We start from the raw sequence: 24,319 nt of genomic DNA, 5'->3' as shown, positions 1-24,319 counted from the left end.
CTCCAGCAGCCGCACGCAATTTCGCAAGAGCGCCTGCCAACCCTGCCTGACGGAAGGAACCATAAATGTCTGAATCTTTTGCCGACCTATTCGAAGAGTCCCTGAAGCGTTCCGAAATGCGCAGCGGCGAGGTCATCACGGCCGAAGTCGTGCGCGTCGAACACAACCACGTCGTCGTCAACGCCGGTCTGAAGTCCGAAGCGTATGTGCCGATCGAAGAGTTCAAGAACGACAAGGGCGAACTCGAAGTCCAGGCCGGCGATTTCGTTTCCGTTGCCATCGGCAGCGTTGAAAACGGCTACGGCGACACCATCCTCTCGCGCGACACCGCCAAGCGTCTGGCTTCGTGGCTCGCCCTCGAGAAGGCCCTGGAATCGGGCGACTTCGTCACCGGCACCACCAGCGGCAAGGTCAAGGGCGGTCTGACCGTTCTGGTCAACGGCATCCGCGCATTCCTGCCGGGCTCGCTGATCGACACGCGTCCGATCAAGGACCTGACCCCGTACGAAAACAAGACCCTCGAATTCAAGGTCATCAAGCTCGATCGCAAGCGCAACAACGTCGTGCTGTCGCGCCGTGCCGTGGTCGAAGCCAGCATGGGCGAAGAGCGCGCCAAGCTGATGGAAACCCTGAAGGAAGGCGCCGTTGTCCGCGGCGTGGTCAAGAACATCACCGAATACGGTGCGTTCGTGGACCTCGGCGGCATCGACGGCCTGCTGCACATCACCGACATGGCATGGCGCCGTGTTCGCCACCCGAGCGAAGTCGTTCAGGCCGGCCAGGAAATCACCGCCAAGATCCTCAAGTTCGACACCGAAAAGAACCGTGTCTCGCTGGGTCTCAAGCAAATGGGTGACGACCCGTGGATGGGCGTTTCGCGCCGCTACCCGCAATCGACCCGCCTGTTCGGCAAGGTCACGAACATTGCCGACTACGGCGCGTTCGTCGAACTCGAACCCGGCATCGAAGGCCTGGTGCACGTCTCCGAAATGGACTGGACCAACAAGAACATCGCTCCGAACAAGATCGTCTCGCTGGGCGACGAAGTCGAAGTCATGGTCCTGGAAATCGACGAAGACAAGCGCCGCATCAGCCTGGGCATGAAGCAGTGCAAGGCCAACCCGTGGCAAGAGTTCGCTCAGAACACGAAGCGTGGCGACCGCGTCAAGGGCCCGATCAAGTCGATCACCGACTTCGGCGTGTTCGTGGGTCTGGCTGCCGGCATCGACGGCTTGGTTCACCTCTCGGACCTCTCGTGGAACGAAACCGGCGAAACCGCCGTTCGCAACTACAAGAAGGGCCAGGAAGTCGAAGCGATCGTGTTGGCTGTCGACGTCGACCGCGAACGCATCTCGCTGGGCATCAAGCAGCTCGACAGCGATCCGTTCACCACGTTCACGACCGTGAACGACAAGGGCCAGATCGTGACCGGCAAGGTCAAGACCGTGGACGCCCGCGGCGCTGAAATCGACCTCGGCGAAGACATCATCGGCTACCTGCGTGCTTCGGAAATCTCGCGCGACCGCGTTGAAGATGCCCGCAACGTGCTCAAGGAAGGCGACGAAGTCACGGCCATCGTGGTGAATGTGGATCGCAAGACCCGCAACATCCAGCTGTCGATCAAGCAGAAGGACATGGTTGACGAACAAGGCGCCATGGCCAACCTGAGCCAGCAGTCGGCACGCGAAAACGCGGGCACGACCAGCCTGGGCGCCCTGCTGCGCGCCAAGCTCGACAACAGCGACAACAAGTAAGCTGAGTCCGAAGACAGAGGCAGGCCCCCCGGGGCCGCTCTGTCTTTTTTTTCGTCCACGTTTTTCGTTTATGTTTGGCCTATGACCCGTTCAGACCTCGTCGAAGAACTCGCCGCCCGTTTCGCGCAGCTCACGCACCGCGATGCCGAATACGCCGTCAAGACCATCCTGGACGCGATGAGCGACGCGCTGGTACGCGGCCACCGCATCGAGATCCGTGGCTTCGGCAGCTTCTCGGTCAACCGCCGTCCGCCGCGCATCGGCCGCAACCCGCGTTCGGGCGAGAGCGTGCAGATCCCCGAGAAGCGCGTGCCGCACTTCAAGCCGGGCAAGGCGCTGCGCGAAGCCGTCGACGCAAAGACCGCCGAGCTCGATGCAGGCAAGGAAGCCCAAGGCCAACTCCGGTGACAATCGCCCCGGCCCCTTCCAAGGGGCCGCCGCGCACGGCCGCCCGAAGCGGCCGGCCCGCCCCCGGTAGGGGGTTGGCGAAGCGACACGAAGTGCGCGCAGCCTGGGGGCGAGCAATAATCCACCGGCAACGGGAACAGCTATGAAATACCTCCTGTGGCTGCTCAAGGCAGCCATTTTTTTTACGCTCTTCGCCTTCGCGCTGAACAACCAGCACGACGCGACCGTCTACTTCTTCTTCGGAACCCATTGGCGCGCGCCGCTGGTGCTCGTCGTGCTCGCGGCCTTCGCCGGCGGGCTCGTGGTCGGCGCGCTGGGCATGCTGCCCGGCTGGTGGAAGCACCGCGCCGCAGCAGCCCAAGTGCCCGCGGTTTCCGAAACCCCTTCGCCCGCGCCGCTGGCTGCCGCCACCGCCTCCGCGACCGTGCCGTCCATCTCGGCCACCGACCTTCCCGCCGTACGTCAACATGGACTTTGATCCCAGCTGGCTGCTGATCGGCCTGCCCGTCGCCTTCGTGCTGGGCTGGCTCGCATCGCGCTTCGACATCCGCCAGCTCAAGCTCGAGAACCGGCAGGCGCCCAAGGCCTACTTTCGCGGCCTGAACTTCCTGCTCAACGAGCAGCAGGACCAGGCCATCGACGCCTTCATCGAGGCCGTGCAGAACGACCCCGACACGCAGGAACTGCACTTCGCGCTCGGCAACCTGTTCCGCCGCCGCGGCGAGTACCAGCGCGCCGTGCGCGTGCACGAGCACCTGCTGGGCCGTGGCGACCTGAGCCGTGTCGACCGCGAGCGTGCGCAGCATGCGCTGGCGCAAGACTTCCTGCGCGCCGGCCTGCTCGACCGCGCCGAAGCGGCACTGCAGAAACTCGAAGGCACGCGCTACGAGAACGAAGCGCGTCTTTCGCTGCTGGCCATCTACGAACGCTCGCGTGAATGGGCCCAAGCCGCCGATGTGGCGCAGAAGCTCGACGAGTCCGACCAGGCCAGCTACGCCACGCGCCGCGCCCATCACCTGTGCGAGCAGGCCAACGAACGCGTCGCAGCGGGCGACCCGACGGGCGCCGGCGACCTGCTCACGCAGGCCCGTGCCCTGGCGCCGCAGGCCCCGCGGCCGGCCATCGACACCGCCACCTTGCAGCTGCGCAACGGCGAAGCCGCCGCGGCCTTCGACACGCTCGAAGGGCTCAGCGACACAGCGCCGCTGGCGCTGCCGCTCTACGCTGCCGCACTGCAAAAAGCCGCTGTGGCCGCGCACCGCGAAGGCGAGGCGCTGGCGCTGCTGCAGCGGCGCTATGCCGAATCGCCGTCGATCGACGTGCTCGAAGCGATGATCGCGCTCGGCGGCACACCCGATGCCACGCCATCGGACACGACCGACACGCCCACCGAAGCCCCCACGCCGCGCGACAGCTACATCGCCCACCTCGCGCACCAGCCCTCGCTGGTCGCCGCCTCGCGCTGGCTCGCCGGCGAGCGCTTCGAGCACGAGCAGTTCCATCCGCAGGTGCAACGCGCGCTCGACCAGGCCACGCGCCCGCTCATGCGCTACCGCTGCGCGGCCTGCGGCTTCGAGGCGCACCAGTACTTCTGGCACTGCCCCGGCTGCCAGGCCTGGGACAGCTATCCACCGCGCCGCGTGGAAGAACTCTGACCACGGTTCTGAACAATGGTCACACGGGGCCCTGGGCCCCGTTTTCACGTCAACTGCCGCGCGCGCCCTCTCGTTGAGCCGAAGCCGATATTCCTGTCGGCTTAGCCATACCAACAATTGAAGAGGGAGTTTTCATCATGTTCAAGAAAATCATCGCCACGCTCGCCATGTGCTTCGCGGCCGTCTCGTTCGCTGCCGTCGACGCCAACAAGGGCAGCGCCGCCGACCTCGACGGCCTCAAGGGCGTCGGCCCCTCGCTGTCCAAGCGCATCCTCGATGCCCGCAAGGAAGGCGAGTTCAAGGACTGGCCCGACCTCATGCAGCGCGTGAAGGGTGTGAAGGAAAAGAGCGCGGCCAAGCTGTCGGCCGAGGGGCTGACGGTCAACGGCCAGAGCTTCAACGGTGCGGCGGCCCCGGCCAAGTCGGGCAAGACGGCCAAGGTGGCCGAAGCCAAACCCGCCAAGCAGTGACGCCAACCTGAAGCGCCCGCCACCGCCCGCGGGCCGCGGCGCTCCCTAAGAAACCGCCCCGAGGCGGTTTTTTTACGCCCGCATTTTGTGCCGCATCGACACCACATGGCAGGGAAATGCCTCAGCGAATGGCCCGGAATTTGCACGTATGCTTTTCTTTCATCCAGCTTTAACCACATTCCGGAGCGCGTCCATGAATCACAAGTTCGGCATTGCCCTGGCGGGCCTCACCCTTGGCGCCGCCGCCTTCGCGCAAACCAAGTGGGACCTGCCCACCGCCTACCCGACGACCAATTTCCACACGGAGAACATCACGCAGTTCGCGAGCGATGTGGACAAGGGCAGCGGCGGCAAGCTCAAGATCACGGTGCATGCCAACGCGTCGCTCTTCAAGGCGCCCGAGATCAAGCGTGCGGTGCAGGGTGGCCAGGCGCAGCTCGGCGAGATCCTGCTGGTGAACTACCAGAACGAATGGCAGATGTTCGGTGCCGACGGCATCCCCTTCCTGGCCGACAGCTACGACGCCGCCTGGAAGCTCTACCAGGCACAGAAGCCCGCGCTCGAGAAGAAGCTGGGCGAACAGGGCATCCAGCTGCTCTACGCCGTGGCATGGCCGCCGCAAGGCATCTTCGTGAAGAAGGAAATCGCCTCGGCCGCCGACCTGAAGGGCGTGAAGTGGCGCGCCTACAGCCCCGCCACCGCGCGCATCGGCGAACTCGTGGGAGCGCAACCGGTCACCGTGCAGCAGGCCGAGCTGTCGCAGGCCATGGCCACGGGCGTGATCGAGTCGTACATGTCCTCCGGCTCCACCGGCTACGACACCAAGACCTACGAGTACATCAAGAACTTCTACGACACCCAGGCCTGGCTGCCGAAGAACGCGGTGCTCATGAACAAGAAGGCCTTCGACGCGCTCGACAAGCCCGTGCAGCAGGCGCTGCTCAAGGCCGCGGCCGATGCCGAGAAGCGCGGCTGGGACACCTCGAAGAAGAAGAACGTCGAGTACCTCGACCTGCTCAAGAAAAACGGCATGACGGTGCACGTGCCCTCGGCGCAGCTCAAGGCCGACATGAAGAAGGTCGGCGACACCATGATCAAGGAGTGGACCGAGAAGGCCGGCCCCGAAGGCCAGGCCGTCGTCGACGCCTACAAGAAGATGTGACCCGGCTTCGCACGCACGGCACCCGATGCGCAAGACGCTGGACTTTCTCTACCTGAGCGCCGCCGCCCTGGCGGCGCTTTTCATGATCGGCCTGCTGGCGATGGTGCTGCTCTCCATCCTCGGGCGGCAGCTGCACTTCAACATTCCCGGTATCGACGCCTATGCCGGCTACCTGATGGCCGGCGCGGGCTTCCTGGCGCTGGCGCACACACTCAAGCGTGGCGAGCACATCCGCGTGACGCTGGTGATGCAGAACCTGCCGCCTGCGGCACAGCGCTGGCTCGAACGCTGGGCCATGGGCGCCGCGGCGCTGCTGGCCCTGCTCTTCGCCTGGTACAGCGTGCGCCTGGTCTGGCAATCGCTCGACTACCACGACATCTCCACCGGCAACGACGCCACGCCGCTGTGGATTCCCCAGCTGTCGATGGCGCTCGGCGCCATCGTCTTCGCGATCGCGTCGCTCGACGAGTTCGTGATCGAGTGGCGCGGCCGCCCGGCCAAGGCTGCCGAAACGGAGGCGCTGCGCCATGAGTGACATCGCCATTGCCGGCCTGCTGATCGCCGCGCTGTTCCTCATCCTGGGCAGCGGCGTGTGGATCGGCCTCACGCTCTCCGGCGTGGCGTGGATCGCCATGCAGATCTTCTCGTCGCGCGCCGCCGGCGACGCCATGGCCGTAACCATCTGGGGATCGGCCTCGAGCTGGACGCTCACCGCGCTGCCGCTGTTCGTGTGGATGGGCGAGATCCTGTTCCGCACGCGGCTGTCGCAGGACATGTTCAAGGGCCTCGCGCCCTGGATGCAGGCCCTGCCCGGCCGGCTGCTGCATACCAACGTGGTGGGCTGCGCGGTGTTCGCGGCGGTGTCGGGCTCGAGCGCGGCCACCTGCGCCACCATCGGCAAGATGAGCCTGCCCGAGCTCAAGCGCCGCGGCTACCCCGACGACATGGTCATCGGCACGCTGGCCGGCGCCGGCACGCTGGGCCTGCTGATCCCGCCCTCGATCATCATGATCGTGTACGGGGTGAGCGCCGACGTGTCGATTGCACGCCTCTTCATCGCGGGCGTCATCCCCGGCATCCTGCTGGCGCTGCTGTTCTCGGGCTACATCGTGGTCTGGGCGCTGCGCAACCCCGACAAGGTGCCGCCCGCCGACGCGAAGCTGCCCTTCGTCGAGAAGCTGTGGGCTTCGATGTCGCTGATCCCGGTGGCGCTGCTGATCCTGTCGGTGCTGGGCTCCATCTATGCGGGCATCGCCACGGCCACCGAGGCGGCGGCCGTGGGCGTGGTCGGCGCCATGGTCATCTCGGCCGCGCAGGGCTCGCTCACCTGGCACAGCTTCAAGGAAGCGCTGCTGGGCGCCACACGCCTGTACTGCATGATGGCGCTGATCCTCGCGGGCGCGGCCTTCCTCACGCTGGCCATGGGCTACATCGGGCTGCCACGTCACCTGGCCGAGTGGATCGGCTCGCTGGGGCTGTCGAAGTTCCAGCTGATCCTGATGCTCGCCGCGTTCTACATCGTGCTGGGCTGCTTCCTGGACGGCATCTCGATGGTGGTGCTCACCATGGGCGTGATCATGCCGACCGTCACCGCGGCCGGCATCGACCCGGTGTGGTTCGGCATCTTCATCGTGCTGGTGGTCGAGATGGCGCAGATCACGCCGCCGGTGGGCTTCAACCTGTTCGTGCTGCAGGGCATGACCGGGAGAGACCTGCTCTACATCGCACGCGTCACGCTGCCGATGTTCTTCCTGATGGTGGCCGCGGTGCTGCTCATCTACTTCGTGCCGCAGCTGGTCACCTGGCTCCCGCAACAGATGGCGCCCTGAATCCGCGGAGCAGCGACAGACCGATCGACAATAGGCCCATGCTGCTTCCGGCTCTCGCGATCTGTCTCGGCGCCTCGTGCGGCGCCCTTGCCCGATGGGGCCTCGGCCTCTGGCTCAACACCGGCGGCCCCGTGCCCTACGGCACGCTGGCCGCCAACCTGGTCGGCGGCTACCTCGTCGGCGTGGCCGTGGCCGTCTTCCAGGCGATGCCGCAGCTCGACCCGGTGTGGCGGCTGCTGCTCATCACCGGCTTCCTCGGCGGGCTCACGACCTTCTCGAGCTTCTCGGCCGAAGTGGTCGCGCTGCTGCTCGGCGGACGCCCCTTGCTGGCCCTGGGCACCGGCCTGCTGCACCTGTGCGGTTCGCTGGTGCTGACCTGGCTGGGCATTCGCAGCGTGCAGCTCGTGCTGGCTTCGTGACAGCGAAAAAACTGCCCGTCCTCCTGCGGTTATAGCCAGGGGCTTCGCAGAGGGTCGGTCGATAGAATCGACCCCCAATGCCCCTCGCCCTTCTCGTCGCACTCCCCTTTCTTGCCAGCGTGCTGGCCGCGTTGATGCCGTCCAACGCGCGCAACCGGGAGTCGACCCTTGCGGGCCTCGTCGCATTGGGCTGCGCCATCCAGGTCGCATGGCTCTTTCCGCAGATCGCGCACGGCAACGTGCTGAGGCAAGAGATCGAGTGGCTCCCCGCCCTCGGCCTGAACCTCGTGTTCCGCCTCGACGGCTTCGCGTGGCTCTTCTGCATGCTGGTGCTGGGCATCGGCGCGCTGGTGGTGCTCTATGCGCGCTACTACATGTCGGCCTCCGACCCGGTGCCGCGCTTCTTCTCGTTCTTCCTCGCGTTCATGGGCGCGATGATGGGTGTGGTGCTCTCGGGCAACCTCATCCAGATGGTGCTGTTCTGGGAGCTCACCAGCCTCTTCTCCTTCTTGCTGATCGGCTACTGGCACCACCGGCGCGACGCGCGACGCGGTGCGCGCATGGCGCTCACCGTCACTGGCGCGGGCGGGCTGTGCCTGCTGGCCGGCGTGCTGGTGCTGGGCCGCATCGTGGGCAGCTACGAGCTCGACATCGTGCTGGTCTCGGGCGACATCATCCGCGCGCATGCGCTGTACCCGGTGGCGCTAGTGCTGATCCTGCTCGGCGCGTTCACCAAGAGCGCGCAGTTCCCGTTCCACTTCTGGCTGCCGCGCGCCATGGCTGCGCCCACGCCGGTGTCGGCCTACCTGCACTCGGCCACCATGGTGAAGCTGGGCGTGTTCCTCATGGCGCGCCTGTGGCCCGTGCTCTCGGGCACCGAGCAGTGGTTCTGGATGGTCGGCGGCGCCGGCGCGATCACGCTGCTGCTCGGCGGCTTCGCGGCCATGTTCCAGCGCGACCTGAAGGCGCTGCTGGCCTACTCGACCATCTCGCACCTGGGCCTCATCACACTGCTGCTGGGCCTGAACAGCCCGCTCGCGGCCGTCGCTGCAGTCTTCCACGTGATGAACCACGCGACCTTCAAGGCCTCGCTGTTCATGGCGGCCGGCATCATCGACCACGAGACCGGCACGCGCGACATCCGCAAGCTCAGCGGCCTGATGCGGCTCATGCCCATCACGGGCACGCTGGCCATCATCGCCAGCGCCTCGATGGCCGGCGTGCCATTGCTCAACGGCTTTCTCTCGAAGGAAATGTTCTTCGCCGAGACGGTCTTCATCCAGGCCACGCCCTGGATCGACTTCAGCCTGCCGGTCATCGCCACGCTCGCGGGCATCTTCAGCGTGGCGTACTCGGCGCGCTTCGTGTTCGACGTGTTCTTCGGTCCGCCCTGCGGCCCCGACGTGCCCAAGCCCCCGCACGAGCCGCCGCACTGGATGCGCGTGCCGGTCGAGTTTCTGGTGCTGCTGTGCCTGGTGGTGGGCGTGGCGCCGGCCTGGTCGGTCGGCCCGATGCTCGCGGCGGCGGCCACGCCGGTGGTCGGCGGCACGCTGCCCGCCTACAGCCTGGCTGTGTGGCACGGCTTCAACCTGCCGCTGATGATGAGCTTCGTCGCGCTCGCGGGCGGCGCCGTGCTCTACCTGCTGCTGCGCCGCCCGCTGGGCAGCGGCCGCCTCGAGCGCACACCGCTGCTGCACCGCTTCGACGGGCAGCTCATATTCGAACACCTGATCGCGCTGCTGAGCGAAGCCGGCCGGCGCAGCCGCCGCCTGTTTGGCACGCGCCGCCTGCAGTGGCAGCTGCTGTGGCTGGTGGTGGTGGCCGTGGCGGGCGCTACAGCCTCGCTGTGGGCCACGCCGGCCGAACGCGGCACGCGCGAGCTGCTGCCGTTCTCGCCGATGTTCGCGATGACCTGGCTCATCGGCTGCACCTGCGCCGTGGCCGCCGCGTGGCAGGCCAAGTTCCACCGGCTCGCCGCGCTCATGCTGGCCGCAGGCGCCGGGCTGGTCTCGTGCGTCACGTACATCTGGTTCTCGGCGCCCGACCTCGCGCTCACGCAGCTGGTGGTCGAGGCCGTGACCACGGTGCTCATCCTGCTGGGCCTGCGCTGGCTGCCGATGCGCAGCAAGGACGTGGTGCAGCCCGCGCGCATGCGGCTGCGGCCCTGGGGCCGCCGCGGGCGCGACCTGCTGGTGGCCACCGTCGCCGGCTGCGGCATGGCGGCTCTGGCCTGGGCCCTGATGACGCGCACCTTCCCGCAGAGCATCTCGCCCTTCTTCCTCGAACGCGCGCTCTCCGAAGGCGGTGGCACCAACGTGGTCAACGTGATGCTGGTCGACTTCCGCGGCTTCGACACCTTCGGCGAGATCACCGTGCTGGGCATCGTGGCGCTCACCGTGTATGCGCTGCTGCGGCGCTTCCGGCCCGCCATCGAATCGATGGCGCTGCCCATCCAGCAACGCCTGCAGGTCGACGACGGCAGCAGCGACCTGCTGAACCCGCGCCGCGCCGCCGACTCCGCCATCGGCTACCTGATGGTGCCGGCCGTGCTGGTGCGCCTGGTGCTGCCGGTGGCCGTGCTGGTGTCGGTGTACTTCTTCATGCGCGGCCACAACGCGCCCGGCGGCGGCTTCGTTGCGGGGCTGGTGATGTCGGTCGCGCTGGTGCTGCAGTTCATCGTCTCGGGCACCGAGTGGGTGGAAGAGCACCTGCGCATCTACCCGCGCCGCTGGATCGCCATCGGCCTGCTGTTCGCGCTTGCCACCGGCGGCGGCGCCATCGCGTTCGGCTACCCCTTCCTGACCACGCACACCGCGCACCTGCACGTGCCGCTGCTGGGCGACATGCACGTGCCCAGCGCCCTCTTCTTCGACATCGGCGTGTTCGCGCTGGTGCTCGGCGCCACCATGCTGATCCTCACCGCGCTGGCCCACCAGTCCGTCCGAAGCCACCGCTGGGCCGACGAACAAGAAGAGAAAGAAGCGGAGGCCCGCGCCGCCGCCGAAGCCGAAGAAGCGGCTGCTGCCGCTGCAATCACCGGGGGGGCCCGCTGATGGAAATCGTGCTGGCCATCGCCATCGGCGTGCTCACCGGTTCGGGCGTGTACCTGCTGCTGCGCCCGCGGACCTTCCAGGTCATCATGGGCCTGACGCTCATCTCGTACGCGGTCAACCTGTTCATCTTCAGCATGGGCCGGCTCAAGGTCGACAGCGAGCCGGTGCTGGTCGAAGGCTTCAAGGCCACGCTGGCCAATACGGCCGACCCGATGCCGCAAGCGCTCGTGCTCACGGCCATCGTGATCGGCTTCGCGATGACGGCCCTGTTCCTGGTCGTGATGCTCGCCTCGCGCGGCCTGTCGGGCACCGACCACGTGGACGGTGAAGAGCGGGAGGCCGTGGAATGAACGACCTCTTGCGCCTGCTCGACCGCTTCCTCGAGTTCAGCATGCCGCACCTGGTGGCGGTGCCGATCCTCGTGCCCATGCTCACGGCGGCGCTGATGCTGCTGATGAACGAGAACCGCAGGCGCACCAAGTCGTTCCTCAGCGTGGTCTCGGGCCTGATCGGCCTGCTCGCCGCGCTCGCGCTGCTGCGCTGGGTGAACGCGGCCGACACCGGCGGTGGCCCGGGCTCCATCGGCGTGTACCTGCCGGGCAACTGGCGCGCGCCCTTCGGCATCGTGCTGGTGGCCGACCGGCTCTCGACCATGATGGTCGCGCTGACGGGCGTGGTCGCTTTCGCGGCGTCGATCTATTCGACCTCACGCTGGGACCGCGCGGGCGTGCACTTTCATCCGCTGCTGCAGCTGCAGCTCATGGGCCTGAACGGCGCCTTCCTCACGGGCGACCTGTTCAACCTGTTCGTGTTCTTCGAGGTGATGCTCGCGGCGTCGTACGGCCTGCTGCTGCACGGCTCGGGCCAGCTGCGCGTGCGCGCCGGGCTGCACTACATCGCGATCAACCTCGCGGCCTCGTCGCTGTTCCTGATCGGCGCGGCCATTCTGTACGGCGTGACCGGCACGCTCAACATGGCCGACCTGGGCGCACGCATCGCCGAGCTGGCACCGGGCGACCGCGGCCTCGTGCATGCGGCCGCGGCCATCCTGGCCACCGCGTTCTTCGCCAAGGCGGGCGCGTGGCCGCTCAACTTCTGGCTGGTGCCGGCGTACAGCGCGGCCGTGTCGCCGGTGGGCGCGGTGTTTGCGCTGCTCACCAAGCTCGGCGTGTACACCGTGCTGCGCCTGTGGACCGTGCTGTTCGCGCCCGACACCGGCGCCTCGGCCGCCTTCGGGCAGGCCGCGCTGGTGAGCGTCGGGCTGGCCACGCTGTTCGTCGGTGCCATCGGCATCGTCGGCACGCAGCGGCTGTCGAACCTCGCGGGCTTCAGCGTGCTGGTGTCGGCGGGCACGCTGCTGGCCGCCGTCGGGCTGGGCGAGCCGGCCGTGTGGGCGGGCGCGCTCTACTACATGGTGAATTCCACGGTCGCGGTGGCGGCGTTCTTCCTGCTGATCGACATGATCGAACGCTGGCGCAACGCGGGCATGAGCGTCGCGCCGCACGAAGCGGCGGGCAACGCCCCCTTCCTGGCCGAAGACCTGCGTGCGCTCAACGACGTGAACCTCGACGACGACGCGCAGGCGCTCTACGGCCGCGCCATTCCGGCCGGCGTGGCCTTCCTGGGCCTGAGCTTCATGCTCTGCACGCTGCTGCTGGCAGGCCTGCCGCCGCTGTCGGGCTTTGTCGGCAAGTTCGCGATGCTCTCGGGCCTGCTCGACAGCAAGGTCGTCACCACGGCCGGCTGGACCTTCTTCGGTCTGCTGATCGTCGCGGGCTTTCTCTCGCTGATTGCGCTGAGCCGCACCGGCATCCGCCATTTCTGGACGCAGCCCCACGCCACCATGCCCTCGCTGCCCGCGCTCGAGGTGCTGCCGGTCGCCGCCCTGCTCGCAGCCTGCGTCGCGCTGACGGTCTGGGCCGAGCCCGTGATGCAGCACGCGCAAGCCACTGCCGACGGGCTGCGCACGCCCACGGCGTACCGCGACGCCGTGCTCGGCGCGAAGCAGAAGCCCAACCCGGTGCCCGCGAAGAAAGAGGAGGCCAAGCCATGAAGCGCTTGATGCCTTCCCCACCGCTGTCACTCGCGCTGTTCGTCATCTGGCTGCTGCTCAACCAGTCGCTCGAAGCGGCCACGCTGCTGTCGGCCGCGGTGCTCGCCATTGCCGTGCCGCTGATCACCCAGGGCCTGCGGCCTGCCAGGGTGCGCATGCGCCGGCCCGGCGTGGCGCTGCGGCTGTCGTTCCTCGTCACCTTCGACATGCTGAAGTCGGCGTACGACGTGGCTCGGCTGCTGCTCACGCGCCGCACCGTCGACATCTCGGCGCGCTTCGTGCAGATTCCACTCGACATGCGCGACCCCAACGGCCTCGCCGTGCTCGCGATGATCATGTGCCTCACGCCCGGCACCGCCTGGGGCGAAGTCTCGTTCGATCGCACCACGCTGCTGATCCACGTGTTCGACCTCGAGGACGACGCGGCCTTCATCGCCCTGATCAAGACCCGCTACGAACGTCCGCTGATGGAGATTTTCGAATCATGACGCCTGTTCTTTTCTGGGCCCTGAAGGCCGCGCTCTTCCTGCTGGCCGTGGCCATGCTGTGCGCCCTGTTCCGCCTGCTGGCCGGCCCGTCCGCGCAAGACCGCGTGATGGCGCTGGATTGCCTCTACATCAACGGCATGCTGATGATGCTGGTGCTCGGCATCAACTACGCGAGCAGCGTGTACTTCGAGGCGGCGATGCTGGTGGCGCTGTTCGGCTTCGTGGGGTCGACCTCGCTGGCCAAGTTTTTGCTGCGCGGGGAGGTGATCGAATGAGCGCTACGGCCTTGCCCCTCTGGGCCGAGATCATCACTGCGGTGTTCGCGGTGCTGGGCGCGGCCTTCGCAGCCATCGGCTCCTTCGGCCTGGTGCGCCTGCCGACCTTCTTCCGTCGCATCCATGCGCCCACGCTGGGTGCCACGGTGGGCGCCTGGTGCCTGACGGTGGCCACCATCGCCTACTTCTCGGTGCAGGGCTTCAGCCTGTTCCTGCACGCGATGCTGATCGTGCTGTTCATCGTGCTGACAGCGCCGATCACCACCATCTTCCTGATGCGTGCCGCCCTCTTCCGCGAACGGCAGAAGGGCAACCCGAAGGTGCCGCCCGCCGCCAAGTCGGGCTGAGGCAACCTCCTCCGTTCAGTTGGGCGCCATGCGCACGCCCTTGTCGAGGAACTCGTTGGTGAACAGCGTCGCGGGGTCGTAGGCCTTGTCGATGCCGATCAGCGAGGACACCAGTTCGTAGTCGGCCTTCACGCGCGCACCGTCGAAGGCGCCGAGCGCCACCTTGGTGGTGGTGTCGTCGCGCATCAACTGCTTGATTCGCATCCATTGGTCGCGCTGGTTGTCGGGCGTGAGGCCGCTCACGCTGGCTTGCAGCGCCTGCAGGCAGGGCTCGAAGCTCTTCACGCAGGCGTCGTAGGCACGCTGCGTCACGGCCACGAACTTCTTCACCTGGCCCGGGTTCTTCGCGAGGTAGGGGCCATTCACGATCAGTGAGTTGCCGTACACATTCACGCCCGCGTCGCGCCACGGCTGAAAGCCCAGGTCGGCGCCGAACTCGCGCGCCTTCAGGTCGTGCTCGTTGTAAAAGTCGCTGATGATGTCGACCGACTTGCTCTTCAGCGCCGCCACCTTGGCCTGCGGGCTCACGTTGACGAAGGTCACGCTGGCCGGGTCGAGCCCCACCTTCTTCGCGAAGGCCGGCCACATGAGGCGCGCGGCATCGCCCGGCGGGTTGCCGATCTTGCGGCCCGCGAAGTCCTTCGGGCCGTTGATGCCCGACGACTTGAGCCAGTAGAAGCCCTGCGGGCTGTTGGCATAGATGACCATCACGGCCTTCACGTCGGCGCCCTTGCCCTTGGCCTGGATGGTCGTGGGCAAGTCGGAAATTCCCAGGTCGCTGCCGCTCGTGCCCACGCGTTGCGCCGACACGGCCGAGCCCTTGCCGGCCTCGATGTTCAGGTCGATGCCCGCCTCGGTGTACCAGCCCTTGGCCTTCGCAAAATAGATCGGCGCATGATCGGCCGTGGGTGTCCAGTTGAGCATCAGGCTCATGGCATCGGCCGCGAACACGGCAGGGGCCGAGGCCATCAGCAAGGCGGTGGCGCCGGCGGCCGACAACAGCTTTTTCATGCGGATCACTCCAAAAGAAGGTAAAAACAGGTCCTGGAATTTATATTACCAACTGTTTGGTTGACAAGCAATCCAGATCATCCAGACCGCGTTGCCCCTGCCGGGAGAATCAAAACACCATGACCGCCACCAGCCCTACTCGCACCGTCGCCACCAAGCGCGAGCGCGACCCCGTCGCCGCCAAGCAGGCGCTCATCTCTGCCGCGGTGGCCGAGTTCGCCACCAAGGGCTTCGCAGGCGCGCGCGTCGACGAGATCGCTGCCAACGCCGGGGTCAACAAGCAGCTCGTGTACCACTACTTCGACAGCAAGCAGGGGCTGTACCTGGTCGCGCTCGAATCGGTCTATGCCGAGATCCGCGAGAAGGAACAGAAGCTCACGCTCGACGAGCTCGAGCCGCTCGAGGCCATGAAGCAGCTGGTGGCCTTCTCGTTCGACTACCTGGCCGAGCACCCCGAATTCATCGCGCTGCTGGCCGACGAGAACCGCAACCACGGCGCGCACCTGCGCGAGTCGGAGCGGCTGCAGAAGATGCACTCGCCCTTCATCGAGATGCTGGAGGCCACGCTCAAGCGCGGCGTGGCGGCGGGCGTGTTCCGGCCCGACTTCGACGCGATCAACCTCTACATCTCAATCGCCGGCATCTCGTATTTCTTCTTCTCCAACAACCACACGCTGTCGGCCATCTTCGGCAAGCCGCTCGATGCACGCGGCGCACTGCTGCAGCGCCGCCGGCACGTGATCGAGTTCGCGCTCAATGCCTTGCGGCCCGACAAAGCCACCGCATGAAAATTATCAACTAGTTGGTTGACACGGGTCGTGGCGACTCCTATGATTCGCCGCATTGCTTCCTAGACCCAGGAATTGAGATGACGGCACCTGACGGCGCTCTGGCGCCCCCCGCACCTGCGCCCTTGTCGGGCGAGCGCCCCGAATGGCAGCGCTGGGCCCTCGTGGTCGCGGTGCATCTGGCGGGCATCGCGCTGTGGGAGCTGGCGGTGCGGGTCTTCGCGATCCAGCCCTTCATCCTGCCGGCGCCCTCGAAGGTGCTGGCCACGCTGGCCAACCCGAACTACAGCTGGCTCAAGAACACCGGCGTCACCGCGCTCGAAGTGTTCGGCGGCTACGCACTGGGGCTGGTGCTCGGCATTCTTTGCGCGCTGCTCTTCATCACCAGCAAGCGGCTGATGCTGGTGGTGTTCCCGCTGCTGGTCACGCTCAACATGATTCCGAAGGTGGCGATGGGGCCGCTGGTGATCGTGTGGTTCAGCTACGGCATCGGGCCGAACATCCTGATCACGTTCAGCCTGTGCTTCTTCCCCATCCTGCTGACCACCATCCGCGGCCTGAACGAGACCGAGCCCGAGCTGCTCGACCTCGTGCGCGCGCTCAAGGGCTCGCGCTGGCAACTGTTCCGCTACATCCAGCTGCCGGGCTCGCTGCCGTACGTGTTCTCGGGCATGAAGGTCGCCACCATCCTCGCCGTGGCGGGCGCGGTGGTGGGCGAGTTCATCGCCTCGGAACGCGGCCTGGGCTATCTGATGATCCAGGTCCAGGCCTCGCTGGACACGCCCGCGGTCTTCATGGCCGTGCTGCTCATCACGGGCCTGGGCGTGCTGCTCTATCTGCTGGTGCTTCTGCTGGAGCGCCTCTTCATCACCCAGGACGCAAGAATCCAATGACCTCCACGCCTGTCCTCGACGACCTGCCCTTTCCCGAGCGCTTCGAGAGCGAAGCCGCGCTTGAAGACTACCTGGCCACGCCCTCGCGCGACCTCCTGCGCGACATGGCCCGCCTCGACGGCGACCTGATGATCCTCGGCGTGGGCGGCAAGATGGGCCCCACGCTGGCCCGCCTCGCGAAGAACGTCATGCCAGGTCGCCGCGTGATCGCCGTCGCCCGCTTCAGCGAAGCCGGCGTGCGCGAAGCCCTCGAAGCGCACGGCATCGAGACCATCGCCTGCGACCTGCTCGACCGCGCCGCCATTGCCGCGTTGCCGCCCTGCGCCAATGTGGTGTTCATGGCCGGTCGCAAGTTCGGCGCCGACGCCGACAACCCGCTGACCTGGGCCATGAACGCGCACGTGCCCGCGCTGGTGGCCGAGCACTTCCGTGCCTCGCGCATCGTCGCCTTCTCGACCGCCTGCGTGTACCCCTTCGTGCCCGTGACCAGCCAGGGCGCGAGCGAGAGCGACGCGCCCAACCCGCCCGGCGAATACGCCAACTCGTGCGTGGGCCGCGAGCGCATGTTCGAGTACTTCTCGCAGCGCCACAGCACACCCGGCCGCCTGTTCCGCCTGAGCTACGCCATCGACCTGCGCTACGGCGTGCTGGCCGACGTGGCGCTCAAGGTGTGGCGCGGTGAGCCGGTCGACGTGACCATGGGCCACGTCAACGTGATCTGGCAGGGCGACGCGAACGCGCAGGCGCTGCGCTGCCTCGCCGCGGCCACCGTGCCGACCTCGCCGCTCAATGTGAGCGGCCCCGAGACCACGTCGATCCGCTGGCTCGCGCAAGAGTTCGCGCGCGAGTTCGACAAGCCCGTGACCATCAGCGGGCAAGAAGCGCCGACTGCCTGGCTCATGAACACCGGCGAGGCCGAGCGGCTGTTCGGTTACCCACGCGTGCCGTTGGCGCAGCAGATCCGTTGGGTGGCTGACTGGATCTCGCGCGAGCAACGCCAGTACGGCAAGCCCACGAAGTTCGAATCGCGCGACGGCAAGTACTGAGCCCATGACCATGCCCGCCGTCGAAGCCCTGTCGCCGATCACGCCCGACATCGCCCCGATGCTCGACGCGCTGGTCGCCGCGAGCGGCTGGAACCAGACTGCGCACGACTGGCAGCTGTTCGAGCGGCTCGGCACGGTGCATGGCGTGCGTGACGTGCGTGACGGCGAGGGCCAGCTCATCGCCAGTGGCGCGGTGCTGCCGATGGACGGCGTGGCCTGGATCAGCATGATCCTCGTGATGCCTGCTGCGCGCGGGCAAGGCCTGGGCCGCGCGGTGTTCGCGCGCTGCCTCGACCAGGTGAAGGCCGCCGGCCTCGTCGCGATGCTCGACGCCACGCCGCAGGGCGAGCCGCTCTATGCGAGCTTCGGCTTCATGCCGCTGTGGCGCCTCACGCGCTGGCGGCGCGAAGCCGCAGCAGCCACGGCATCGCTCGCCACTGACGAACCGGCCCTCGACAGCCTCGCCGCGCTCGACGCGCAGGCGCTGGGCTTTGCGCGCCCCGCCGTGCTCGCCGACCTGCTCGGCCGCGACGACAGCCGCTGCGTGCGCAACGGCCTGGGCTTCGGCCTCGTGCGCGCGGGCCGCACTGCGCATCACGTCGGCCCGCTGCTGTCGTCCGACGAAGCTGTCGCCGCCGCACTGCTGACGCAGGCCGCACGCGGCATCGATGGCCGCATCTACATCGACGTGCCCGACGACCGCCCAGTCATGACTGCCGCGCTGCGCGCCGCCGGCTTCACGCCCCAACGCAGCTTCACGCGCATGGCGCTGGCCACGCGCGACGGCGCGCAGCCGCCCATCGGACACCCCGCCTTCATCCACGCCATCGCCGGCCCCGAGTTCGCCTGAGGACCTTCGCCCATGTCACTGAACCGCTCCGACCTTCCCGCCGACGTGCTTGCGCTGCTGTCGCAAGGCACCGTCATTCCGGCGCATCCGCTCGCACTCGACGCGCATCGCCAGCTCGATCGCCAGCGTCAGCGCGCGCTGACCCGCTACTACGTCGATGCCGGCGTGGGCGGCCTCGCGGTGGGCGTGCACACCACGCAGTTCGCGATCCGCGAGCGCGGGCTCTACGCCACCGTGCTCGAAGCCGCGATGCAAGATCGGCTGGCCTGGAACGATCGTCCGATGGCGATGATCGCGGGCCTGTGCGGCCCGACCGCGCAGGCGCAGGCCGAAGCGCGCACCGCAGTCTCTCTGGGTTATCACGCTGGGCTGCTGAGCCTCGCGGCCCTGGCCGGCTCGTCGGAAGACGCGCTCATCGCCCACTGCGAGGCGGTGGCGCAGGAGATTCCGTTGATCGGCTTCTACCTGCAGACCGTGGTCGGCGGCCCGATCCTCTCGAGCGACTTCTGGCGCCGCTTCGCGCTCATTCCGAACGCGCTGGCCATCAAGGTCGCGCCCTTCAACCGCTACCGCAGCATCGACGTGGTGCGCGGGCTGGTCGATGCGCGCGCCGAGGAGCGCGTGTTCCTCTACACCGGCAACGACGACCACATCGTGCTCGACCTGGCGCTGCCCTTTGCCGCGATGCGCGACGGCGCGCCCGTGCAGGTGCGCTTTCGCGGCGGCCTGCTGGGCCACTGGTCGGTGTGGACGTCGAGCGCGGTGCACCAGCTGCAGCAGATCAAGGCCGAGCTGGCCGCCAGCGGCGGTGCGCTGAGCCCCGCCCTGCTCGCGCTCGATTCGCGCGTGACCGACTGCAATGCCGCCTTCTTCGACGTGGCGAACAACTTCCACGGCTGCATCGCGGGCTGCCACGAGGTGCTGAGGCGCCAGGGCCTGCTCGAAGGCATCTGGTGCCTCGATCCGGAAGAAGGCCTGGGCCACGGGCAGTCAGCAGAAATCGACCGTGTCTACCGCCAGCACGGCGACCTGGCCGACGACGCATTTGTGCGCGACAACCTGGCTCGGTGGCTCGCATGAGCGCGGTACTCGCGACCGCACAGGAAGCGCCGCTGATCCGCATGCGGCAGCTGCGCAAGGTCTACCGCAAACGCAACGAAGAATTTCTCGCCGTCTCCGACGTCACGATGGACGTGCATGCGGGCGACATGATCTCGCTGGTCGGTCCCTCGGGCTGCGGCAAGTCGACGCTGCTGAAGATCCTGTCGGGCCTGCATGGCCATGACGGCGGCACGCTGGAAATCGGCGGACCCGGCGGCACAGGCTTCAACGCGGGCCGCGATGTCGGCATGGTGTTCCAGCAACCGCTGCTGCTCAAGTGGCGCACCATTCTCGAGAACGTGCTGCTGCCCGCCGACATCCTCGGGCTGGACCGCAAGGCTGCCAAGGCACGCGCACACGAGCTGCTCGACATGGTCGGCCTCACGGGCTTCGCCGACAAGCTGCCCTACGAACTCTCGGGCGGCATGCAGCAGCGCGCCGCCATCGCACGCGCGCTCATCCATGACCCGAAGCTGGTGCTCATGGACGAGCCCTTCGGCGCGCTCGATGCGCTCACGCGCGAGAAGATGAACTTGGAGATGCTGCGCATCTGGGAGCGCAGCCGCAAGACCTTCATCGTGGTCACGCACAGCATCCAGGAGGCGGTGTTCCTCGGCTCGCACTGCGCCGTGCTCACGGCGGGCCCGGCACGCATGGCCGACTTCTTCCGCATCGAGCTGCCCGAGCCGCGCAAGCTGCACGTGAAGACCAGCCCGGAGTTCGGCGAGTACGTGCGCCGCATCTACGACCTGCTGGGCGTGGACTGAGCCTCGCCCCGCAGTTCGGCTCAGCTGGGTTGCAGCTGCTGGATTTCCTTGGCGCGCGCCACTTCCACTTCGCGCGGCAAGGTGACGGCGTTCTTCACCGCCAAAATTTCGGCCATCACGCTCACCGCGATCTCGGGCGGCGTCTTGCTGCCGATGAAGATGCCGATGGGCCCGCGCAGGCGCGCGAGCGATGCGGTCGTCTGGTCGAAGTGCTCGATCATGCGGTCGCGCCGCGCGTCGGCGTTGCGGCGCGAGCCGATCGCGCCCACATAGAAGGCCTCGCTCTGCAGCGCTTCGAGCAGCGCAAGGTCGTCGAGCTTGGGGTCGTGCGTGAGCGCGACCACGCAGCTGCGGCGGTCGGGCTTGAAGGCCAGCACGGCGTCGTCGGGCATCTCGGTGGTGATCGTCACGCCGGACAGCGTCCACGCGGTGCGGTACTCGGCGCGCGGGTCGCACAGCGTCACAGCGAAGCCGCTGAACTTGGCCATGGTCGCGAGGTATTCGGCGAGCTGGCCAGCGCCGATCAGCAGCATGCGGTACTCGGGGCCGAAGGTGTTGGTGAGCTCGCTGTCGTTCACCGTGAGCTCGTCGGGCGCGGTCGCCTCGGCCAGCCGCACCGCGCCGGTGGCCAACGTCACCGTGCGGCGCATGAGCTTGCCGCGTTCGAGTTCGGCGACCAGGGTGTCGAGCGTGTCGGCGTCGGGCGCGTATTCGAGCAGCAGCTCGAGCGTGCCGCCGCAGGGCAGGCCGAAGCGGTGCGCCTCGTCGGCCGTGATGCCGTACTTGACGAGCGCGGGCGGCGCGCCCAGCGGCACGTCTTCGCCCTTGCCGTGGGCATGGCTGTAGCGCGCGATGAGGTCGTCTTCGATGCAGCCGCCCGAGACCGAACCGACCACGGCACCGTCTTCGGCCAGCGCCATGATCGAGCCCACGGGCCGCGGCGACGAGCCCCAGGTGCGCACCACGGTGGTCAGCAGCGCGCGCTTGCCGGCACGCCGCCAGTCGCGCAGCGTGCGCAGCACCATGACGTCGAGGTTTTCCATGGCGAAGCCTTGTGCGTGGTTGTCAGGCGGCGTCGCCCGGAGTGGCGGCGTCGTCGCCGTCCTTCTTGCCGAAGCCCATCTTCTTCATGAGGCCCGACATCACGCCGGCCTTCTCGGCGGGCGCCTCGTCAGCCGATGCCTCCACGGGCGGTGCGGGCGGCGGGCCGTAGCGGCTTTGCATCTCGGCCTCGAAGCGCTTGAAGAAATCGTCGGCCGTGGATTTGGCTGCGCCGTCGATCAGGCGCTGGCCGAGCTGGGCGATCTTGCCGCCGACCTGGGCCTGCACGGTGTAGTCGAGCTCGCAGCCGGCGGGCGCTGCTGCGGCTTCGGCTGGCACAGCGGCCACGGTTTCAGCAGCGGGTGCGCCCTCTGCGGCAGGTGCACCGTCGGCCACAACTGGCACCGTTTCCGACGCCCCGGCCAGCGGCTTGAGCGACACGCTCGACGAGCCCTTGGCGAACCCCGCCACGCCGCCCTGCCCCTCGAAGGTGAGCTTGTAGCCGTCGGGCGCGACGATGTCCGACAGCATCACCTTGCCGCTGAACTTGGCCGACACCGGGCCGATCTTCACGGCCAGCGCCACGCTGTAGGTGTTGTCGCCCGTGAGCTCGAACTTGTCGCAGCCGGGGATGCACTTCTTGAGCGTCTCGGGGTCGTTGAGCGCTTCCCAGGCCTGTTGTTGGGTGACGCCGAGGCGGCGGTTTCCGAGCATTTCCATGGTGGGTTTCCTTTGTTCTTTCCCGAGTCCCGCTTTACCGGCCGGACCGCATCAGCGCGGCCAGGCTGGCGGCCAGCTGTTCGAGTGCATTCAGATTGTGGACCGCCAGCATCGCGTCCGCATGGCGGTGCAGCACGGCGGCCCCACGCGCCAGAGGGGCGTAGCCCTCGAAGCGCAGCAGCGGGTTGAGCCACAGCAGGCGGCGCGAATGGCGCTTCAGCCACTGCAGCTCGGTCTCGAGCTCGGCGGGCTCGCCGGTGTCGAGGCCGTCGCTGATCACCAGCACCAGCGTGCGGCGACCGATGAGCCGGCGCGCGTGCGACTGGCGCAGCTCGGCCAGCGAGCCGCCCAGCCGCGTGCCGCCCGCGAAGTCGTCGATGGCCAGGCTGGCCGCCCCCAGCATGGCGTCGGTGTCGGCGAGCCGGAAGGCCGGCGTGAGGTCGGTCAGCCGCGTGCCGAAGGCGAACACGTCGCGCCGGCCGGCCCGCCGCGTGGCGGCATGCAGAAAGGCCAGCAGCAGGCGCGCGTAGCGCTCCATCGAACCCGACACATCGACCAGCACCAGCAGCGGCAAGGGCTGCTCGCGCCGCGACAGCCGGGGCAGGCGCAGGATCTCGCCGCCAGTGCGGGCCGCCTCGTGCAGCACGCCGGGCCAGTGCATGCGGGCATGCGCGCTGCCTGCGTCACCGGCCGGGCGCAGGCGGCGCGTGGGCAGCCGGGGCACCGGCAGCGTGACGTCGCGCGCCAGCCGCTCGACCAGCCGGTACTCGGCCGCGCCGAGCGCGTTGAAGTCGGCATGCTGCAGCCGCTGGCGGTCGCTGGCCGTCATGGCGGCATCGAACTTGATCTCTTCGTCGGGCTTGGTCGGCGCGGCGGGCTTGACAGCATCGCGCGGCGGACTCAGCGCCTCGCGCACGCGCGGGCGGCGCTTGGAGGGCTCGGCCTTGCCTTCGGCGCTGGGCAGCATCTGGGCCAACAGCTTGTTGGCCAGCTCGGGGTCGCGGAACCACGCGTCGAAGAGCTCGCGAAACACCAGCCGGTCTTGTTCGCGGCTGACCATCACGGCTTCCATCGCGGCGCTCAGGTCGAGCTTGTCTTCGACGCCGACCAGGGTGACCGCCTCGGTCGCGAGCGCAATGCGCATGGCATCGGTGCGCACGCCGGCGCGGCGCAATGCGCGACCGAAGGCGGCGATGTTGCCCGCCAGCTTGCCGCTGCGGACGTCGCCGAGTTGCTGGATGCCGGCCATGGCGGGTTCGTTCACACCTTCTCAGCTCGCGAGCGGTTCCTCGGGCCTCAGCAGGTCGGAGGCCAGCTCGTGCGTCAGCGCCGCCACGTCGTCGCGCTGCTTGAAGAGGATGCCGGCGGTGTCGACGACCACCTCGGGGTCGAGTTCGACGGTGTCGAGCGCGATGAGCGCCCGCGCCCACTCGACGCTTTCGGCGATGCCGGGTGCGCGCTGGAAGGCGTTGACGAACGGCGCCGAGCGCAGCCGCGCGACGAAGGCCGCCACCTGCGCCGACAGCGTTTCGCCGGCCTGCGGCACCTGCGCGCGCACGATGGCGAGCTCGCGCTCGCGCTCGGGGTAGTCGAGCCAGTGATAAAGACAGCGCCGCTTCACCGCATCGTTCAGCTCGCGCGTGCGGTTGCTCGTGAGCAGCGTCACCGGCGGCACCACGGCGCGCACAGTACCCAGCTCGGGAATGCTGACCTGGTACTCGCCCAAATACTCGAGCAGGAAGGCTTCGAAGGGCTCGTCGGCGCGGTCCACCTCGTCGATCAGCAGCACCGCACCGGGTGCGGGCGTCTGCAGCGCCTGCAGCAGCGGGCGACGGATCAGGTAGTGCGGCTGGTAGACCTCGGCTTCCACGTCGCGCGCCGCGCCCGTGGCTTCGGCGGCGCGCATGTGCAGCAGCTGCGCGGCGTAGTTCCATTCGTACAGCGCCTCGCGCTGCTCCATGCCGTCGTAGCACTGCAGGCGCAGCAGCTGGCGGTTGAGGGCGATCGACAGCGCCTTGGCCAACTCGGTCTTGCCGACACCGGGTTCGCCTTCGAGCAGCAGCGGGCGCTGCAGCTTGAGCGCGAGGAACACCGCGGTGGCCAGGCGGCGGTCGGCAAAGTAGCCGGCCTGCATCAAACCGTCGGAAAGGGCGTCGATGGTCGGAAAAGTCATGGCGAAGCGTAGCGGA

26 protein-coding genes are annotated in these 24,319 nt (G+C 67.8%); 21 read left to right on the top strand and 5 right to left on the bottom strand.

Features of this window, described 5'->3' with window-relative positions; translation table 11 throughout:
- Positions 1 to 65 precede the first annotated feature (65 nt).
- The 15 genes from rpsA to mnhG all read left to right on the top strand — a co-directional run bounded on the left by rpsA (position 66) and on the right by mnhG (position 13,913).
- Entirely contained in the window at positions 66 to 1,754 is a 1,689-nt protein-coding gene (gene rpsA, locus IG196_RS07895; protein WP_056582667.1) for a 30S ribosomal protein S1, read from the top strand.
- An 81-nt stretch (positions 1,755 to 1,835) separates the two neighbouring features.
- The gene (locus tag IG196_RS07890) at positions 1,836 to 2,162 is read left to right on the top strand and encodes an integration host factor subunit beta (protein ID WP_070064000.1); all 327 of its coding nucleotides are present in this window, start codon (positions 1,836 to 1,838) and stop codon (positions 2,160 to 2,162) included.
- Between the two features lie 142 nt (positions 2,163 to 2,304).
- Positions 2,305 to 2,640: a lipopolysaccharide assembly LapA domain-containing protein gene (locus tag IG196_RS07885; RefSeq protein ID WP_101492504.1), complete on the top strand. Its 336-nt coding sequence runs from the start codon at positions 2,305 to 2,307 to the stop codon at positions 2,638 to 2,640.
- Positions 2,630 to 3,817 carry a lipopolysaccharide assembly protein LapB gene (gene lapB, locus IG196_RS07880; protein WP_192195692.1) on the top strand — a complete coding sequence of 396 codons (1,188 nt, stop codon included), beginning with the start codon at positions 2,630 to 2,632 and terminating at the stop codon, positions 3,815 to 3,817. Before IG196_RS07885 ends, lapB begins: the two co-directional genes overlap by 11 nt.
- Positions 3,818 to 3,954: 137 nt before the next feature.
- A complete protein-coding gene (locus IG196_RS07875) occupies positions 3,955 to 4,287 on the top strand; it encodes a ComEA family DNA-binding protein (protein WP_192195691.1) in 333 nt (110 codons plus the stop codon).
- A gap of 193 nt (positions 4,288 to 4,480) precedes the next feature.
- Positions 4,481 to 5,449: a TRAP transporter substrate-binding protein gene (locus IG196_RS07870; protein WP_101492507.1), complete on the top strand. Its 969-nt coding sequence runs from the start codon at positions 4,481 to 4,483 to the stop codon at positions 5,447 to 5,449.
- Between the two features lie 25 nt (positions 5,450 to 5,474).
- A complete protein-coding gene (locus tag IG196_RS07865) occupies positions 5,475 to 5,984 on the top strand; it encodes a TRAP transporter small permease (RefSeq protein ID WP_101492508.1) in 510 nt (169 codons plus the stop codon).
- Positions 5,977 to 7,278 carry a TRAP transporter large permease gene (locus tag IG196_RS07860; RefSeq protein WP_192195690.1) on the top strand — a complete coding sequence of 434 codons (1,302 nt, stop codon included), beginning with the start codon at positions 5,977 to 5,979 and terminating at the stop codon, positions 7,276 to 7,278. Before IG196_RS07865 ends, IG196_RS07860 begins: the two co-directional genes overlap by 8 nt.
- A 38-nt stretch (positions 7,279 to 7,316) precedes the next feature.
- Complete coding sequence (gene crcB, locus IG196_RS07855) at positions 7,317 to 7,697, top strand: fluoride efflux transporter CrcB (protein ID WP_192195689.1); 381 nt, start codon at positions 7,317 to 7,319, stop codon at positions 7,695 to 7,697.
- A 77-nt stretch (positions 7,698 to 7,774) separates the two neighbouring features.
- On the top strand, positions 7,775 to 10,750 hold the full coding sequence (locus tag IG196_RS07850) for a monovalent cation/H+ antiporter subunit A (protein ID WP_192195688.1): 2,976 nt from the start codon (positions 7,775 to 7,777) through the stop codon (positions 10,748 to 10,750).
- Positions 10,750 to 11,100 carry a Na+/H+ antiporter subunit C gene (locus IG196_RS07845; protein WP_056582686.1) on the top strand — a complete coding sequence of 117 codons (351 nt, stop codon included), beginning with the start codon at positions 10,750 to 10,752 and terminating at the stop codon, positions 11,098 to 11,100. Before IG196_RS07850 ends, IG196_RS07845 begins: the two co-directional genes overlap by 1 nt.
- Entirely contained in the window at positions 11,097 to 12,803 is a 1,707-nt protein-coding gene (locus tag IG196_RS07840) for a monovalent cation/H+ antiporter subunit D (protein WP_192195687.1), read from the top strand. Before IG196_RS07845 ends, IG196_RS07840 begins: the two co-directional genes overlap by 4 nt.
- The gene (locus IG196_RS07835; RefSeq protein ID WP_192195686.1) at positions 12,800 to 13,291 is read left to right on the top strand and encodes a Na+/H+ antiporter subunit E; all 492 of its coding nucleotides are present in this window, start codon (positions 12,800 to 12,802) and stop codon (positions 13,289 to 13,291) included. The genes IG196_RS07840 and IG196_RS07835 overlap by 4 nt, the downstream gene beginning before the upstream one ends.
- Positions 13,288 to 13,566 carry a K+/H+ antiporter subunit F gene (locus IG196_RS07830; protein ID WP_056582692.1) on the top strand — a complete coding sequence of 93 codons (279 nt, stop codon included), beginning with the start codon at positions 13,288 to 13,290 and terminating at the stop codon, positions 13,564 to 13,566. The genes IG196_RS07835 and IG196_RS07830 overlap by 4 nt, the downstream gene beginning before the upstream one ends.
- A complete protein-coding gene (mnhG, locus tag IG196_RS07825) occupies positions 13,563 to 13,913 on the top strand; it encodes a monovalent cation/H(+) antiporter subunit G (protein ID WP_101492513.1) in 351 nt (116 codons plus the stop codon). The genes IG196_RS07830 and mnhG overlap by 4 nt, the downstream gene beginning before the upstream one ends.
- 15 nt (positions 13,914 to 13,928) lie before the next feature.
- Here the strand turns inward: mnhG and IG196_RS07820 are convergent, their stop codons facing one another.
- On the bottom strand, positions 13,929 to 14,924 hold the full coding sequence (locus IG196_RS07820; RefSeq protein ID WP_192195685.1) for an ABC transporter substrate-binding protein: 996 nt from the start codon (positions 14,922 to 14,924) through the stop codon (positions 13,929 to 13,931).
- Between the two features lie 119 nt (positions 14,925 to 15,043).
- Here IG196_RS07820 and IG196_RS07815 point away from each other — a divergent pair, with 119 nt between their 5' ends.
- The 6 genes from IG196_RS07815 (at position 15,044) to IG196_RS07790 (ending at position 20,369) form a co-directional block, all read left to right on the top strand.
- Positions 15,044 to 15,712 carry a TetR family transcriptional regulator gene (locus tag IG196_RS07815; RefSeq protein ID WP_192195684.1) on the top strand — a complete coding sequence of 223 codons (669 nt, stop codon included), beginning with the start codon at positions 15,044 to 15,046 and terminating at the stop codon, positions 15,710 to 15,712.
- Positions 15,713 to 15,792: 80 nt separating this feature from the next.
- Positions 15,793 to 16,605, top strand: a complete 813-nt coding sequence (locus IG196_RS07810) for an ABC transporter permease (protein ID WP_099795910.1) — start codon at positions 15,793 to 15,795, stop codon at positions 16,603 to 16,605.
- Positions 16,602 to 17,651: an NAD-dependent epimerase/dehydratase family protein gene (locus IG196_RS07805; RefSeq protein WP_192195683.1), complete on the top strand. Its 1,050-nt coding sequence runs from the start codon at positions 16,602 to 16,604 to the stop codon at positions 17,649 to 17,651. Before IG196_RS07810 ends, IG196_RS07805 begins: the two co-directional genes overlap by 4 nt.
- 4 nt (positions 17,652 to 17,655) lie before the next feature.
- Complete coding sequence (locus IG196_RS07800) at positions 17,656 to 18,501, top strand: GNAT family N-acetyltransferase (RefSeq protein WP_192195682.1); 846 nt, start codon at positions 17,656 to 17,658, stop codon at positions 18,499 to 18,501.
- A 12-nt stretch (positions 18,502 to 18,513) separates the two neighbouring features.
- Entirely contained in the window at positions 18,514 to 19,581 is a 1,068-nt protein-coding gene (locus IG196_RS07795) for a dihydrodipicolinate synthase family protein (RefSeq protein WP_192195681.1), read from the top strand.
- A complete protein-coding gene (locus IG196_RS07790; protein ID WP_192195680.1) occupies positions 19,578 to 20,369 on the top strand; it encodes an ABC transporter ATP-binding protein in 792 nt (263 codons plus the stop codon). The genes IG196_RS07795 and IG196_RS07790 overlap by 4 nt, the downstream gene beginning before the upstream one ends.
- A 20-nt stretch (positions 20,370 to 20,389) precedes the next feature.
- On the opposite strand, the gene IG196_RS07785 is transcribed toward IG196_RS07790, so the two are convergent.
- Genes IG196_RS07785 through IG196_RS07770 form a run of 4 tightly spaced genes read right to left on the bottom strand, consistent with a single transcriptional unit; the run spans position 20,390 to position 24,303 of the window.
- Entirely contained in the window at positions 20,390 to 21,412 is a 1,023-nt protein-coding gene (locus IG196_RS07785) for an XdhC family protein (protein ID WP_192195679.1), read from the bottom strand.
- A 22-nt stretch (positions 21,413 to 21,434) separates the two neighbouring features.
- A complete protein-coding gene (locus tag IG196_RS07780) occupies positions 21,435 to 22,130 on the bottom strand; it encodes a CoxG family protein (RefSeq protein WP_192195678.1) in 696 nt (231 codons plus the stop codon).
- 34 nt (positions 22,131 to 22,164) lie between these two features.
- On the bottom strand, positions 22,165 to 23,379 hold the full coding sequence (locus tag IG196_RS07775) for a vWA domain-containing protein (protein WP_192196940.1): 1,215 nt from the start codon (positions 23,377 to 23,379) through the stop codon (positions 22,165 to 22,167).
- A 21-nt stretch (positions 23,380 to 23,400) separates the two neighbouring features.
- Complete coding sequence (locus IG196_RS07770) at positions 23,401 to 24,303, bottom strand: AAA family ATPase (protein WP_192195677.1); 903 nt, start codon at positions 24,301 to 24,303, stop codon at positions 23,401 to 23,403.
- Positions 24,304 to 24,319: the final 16 nt, after the last annotated feature.

Source organism: Variovorax sp. 38R (assembly GCF_014843395.1).
Lineage (GTDB): Bacteria > Pseudomonadota > Gammaproteobacteria > Burkholderiales > Burkholderiaceae_C > Variovorax > Variovorax paradoxus_H.
Note: the sequence above shows the minus strand (reverse complement) of the source record. Positions and strands in the feature narration are given on the sequence as shown.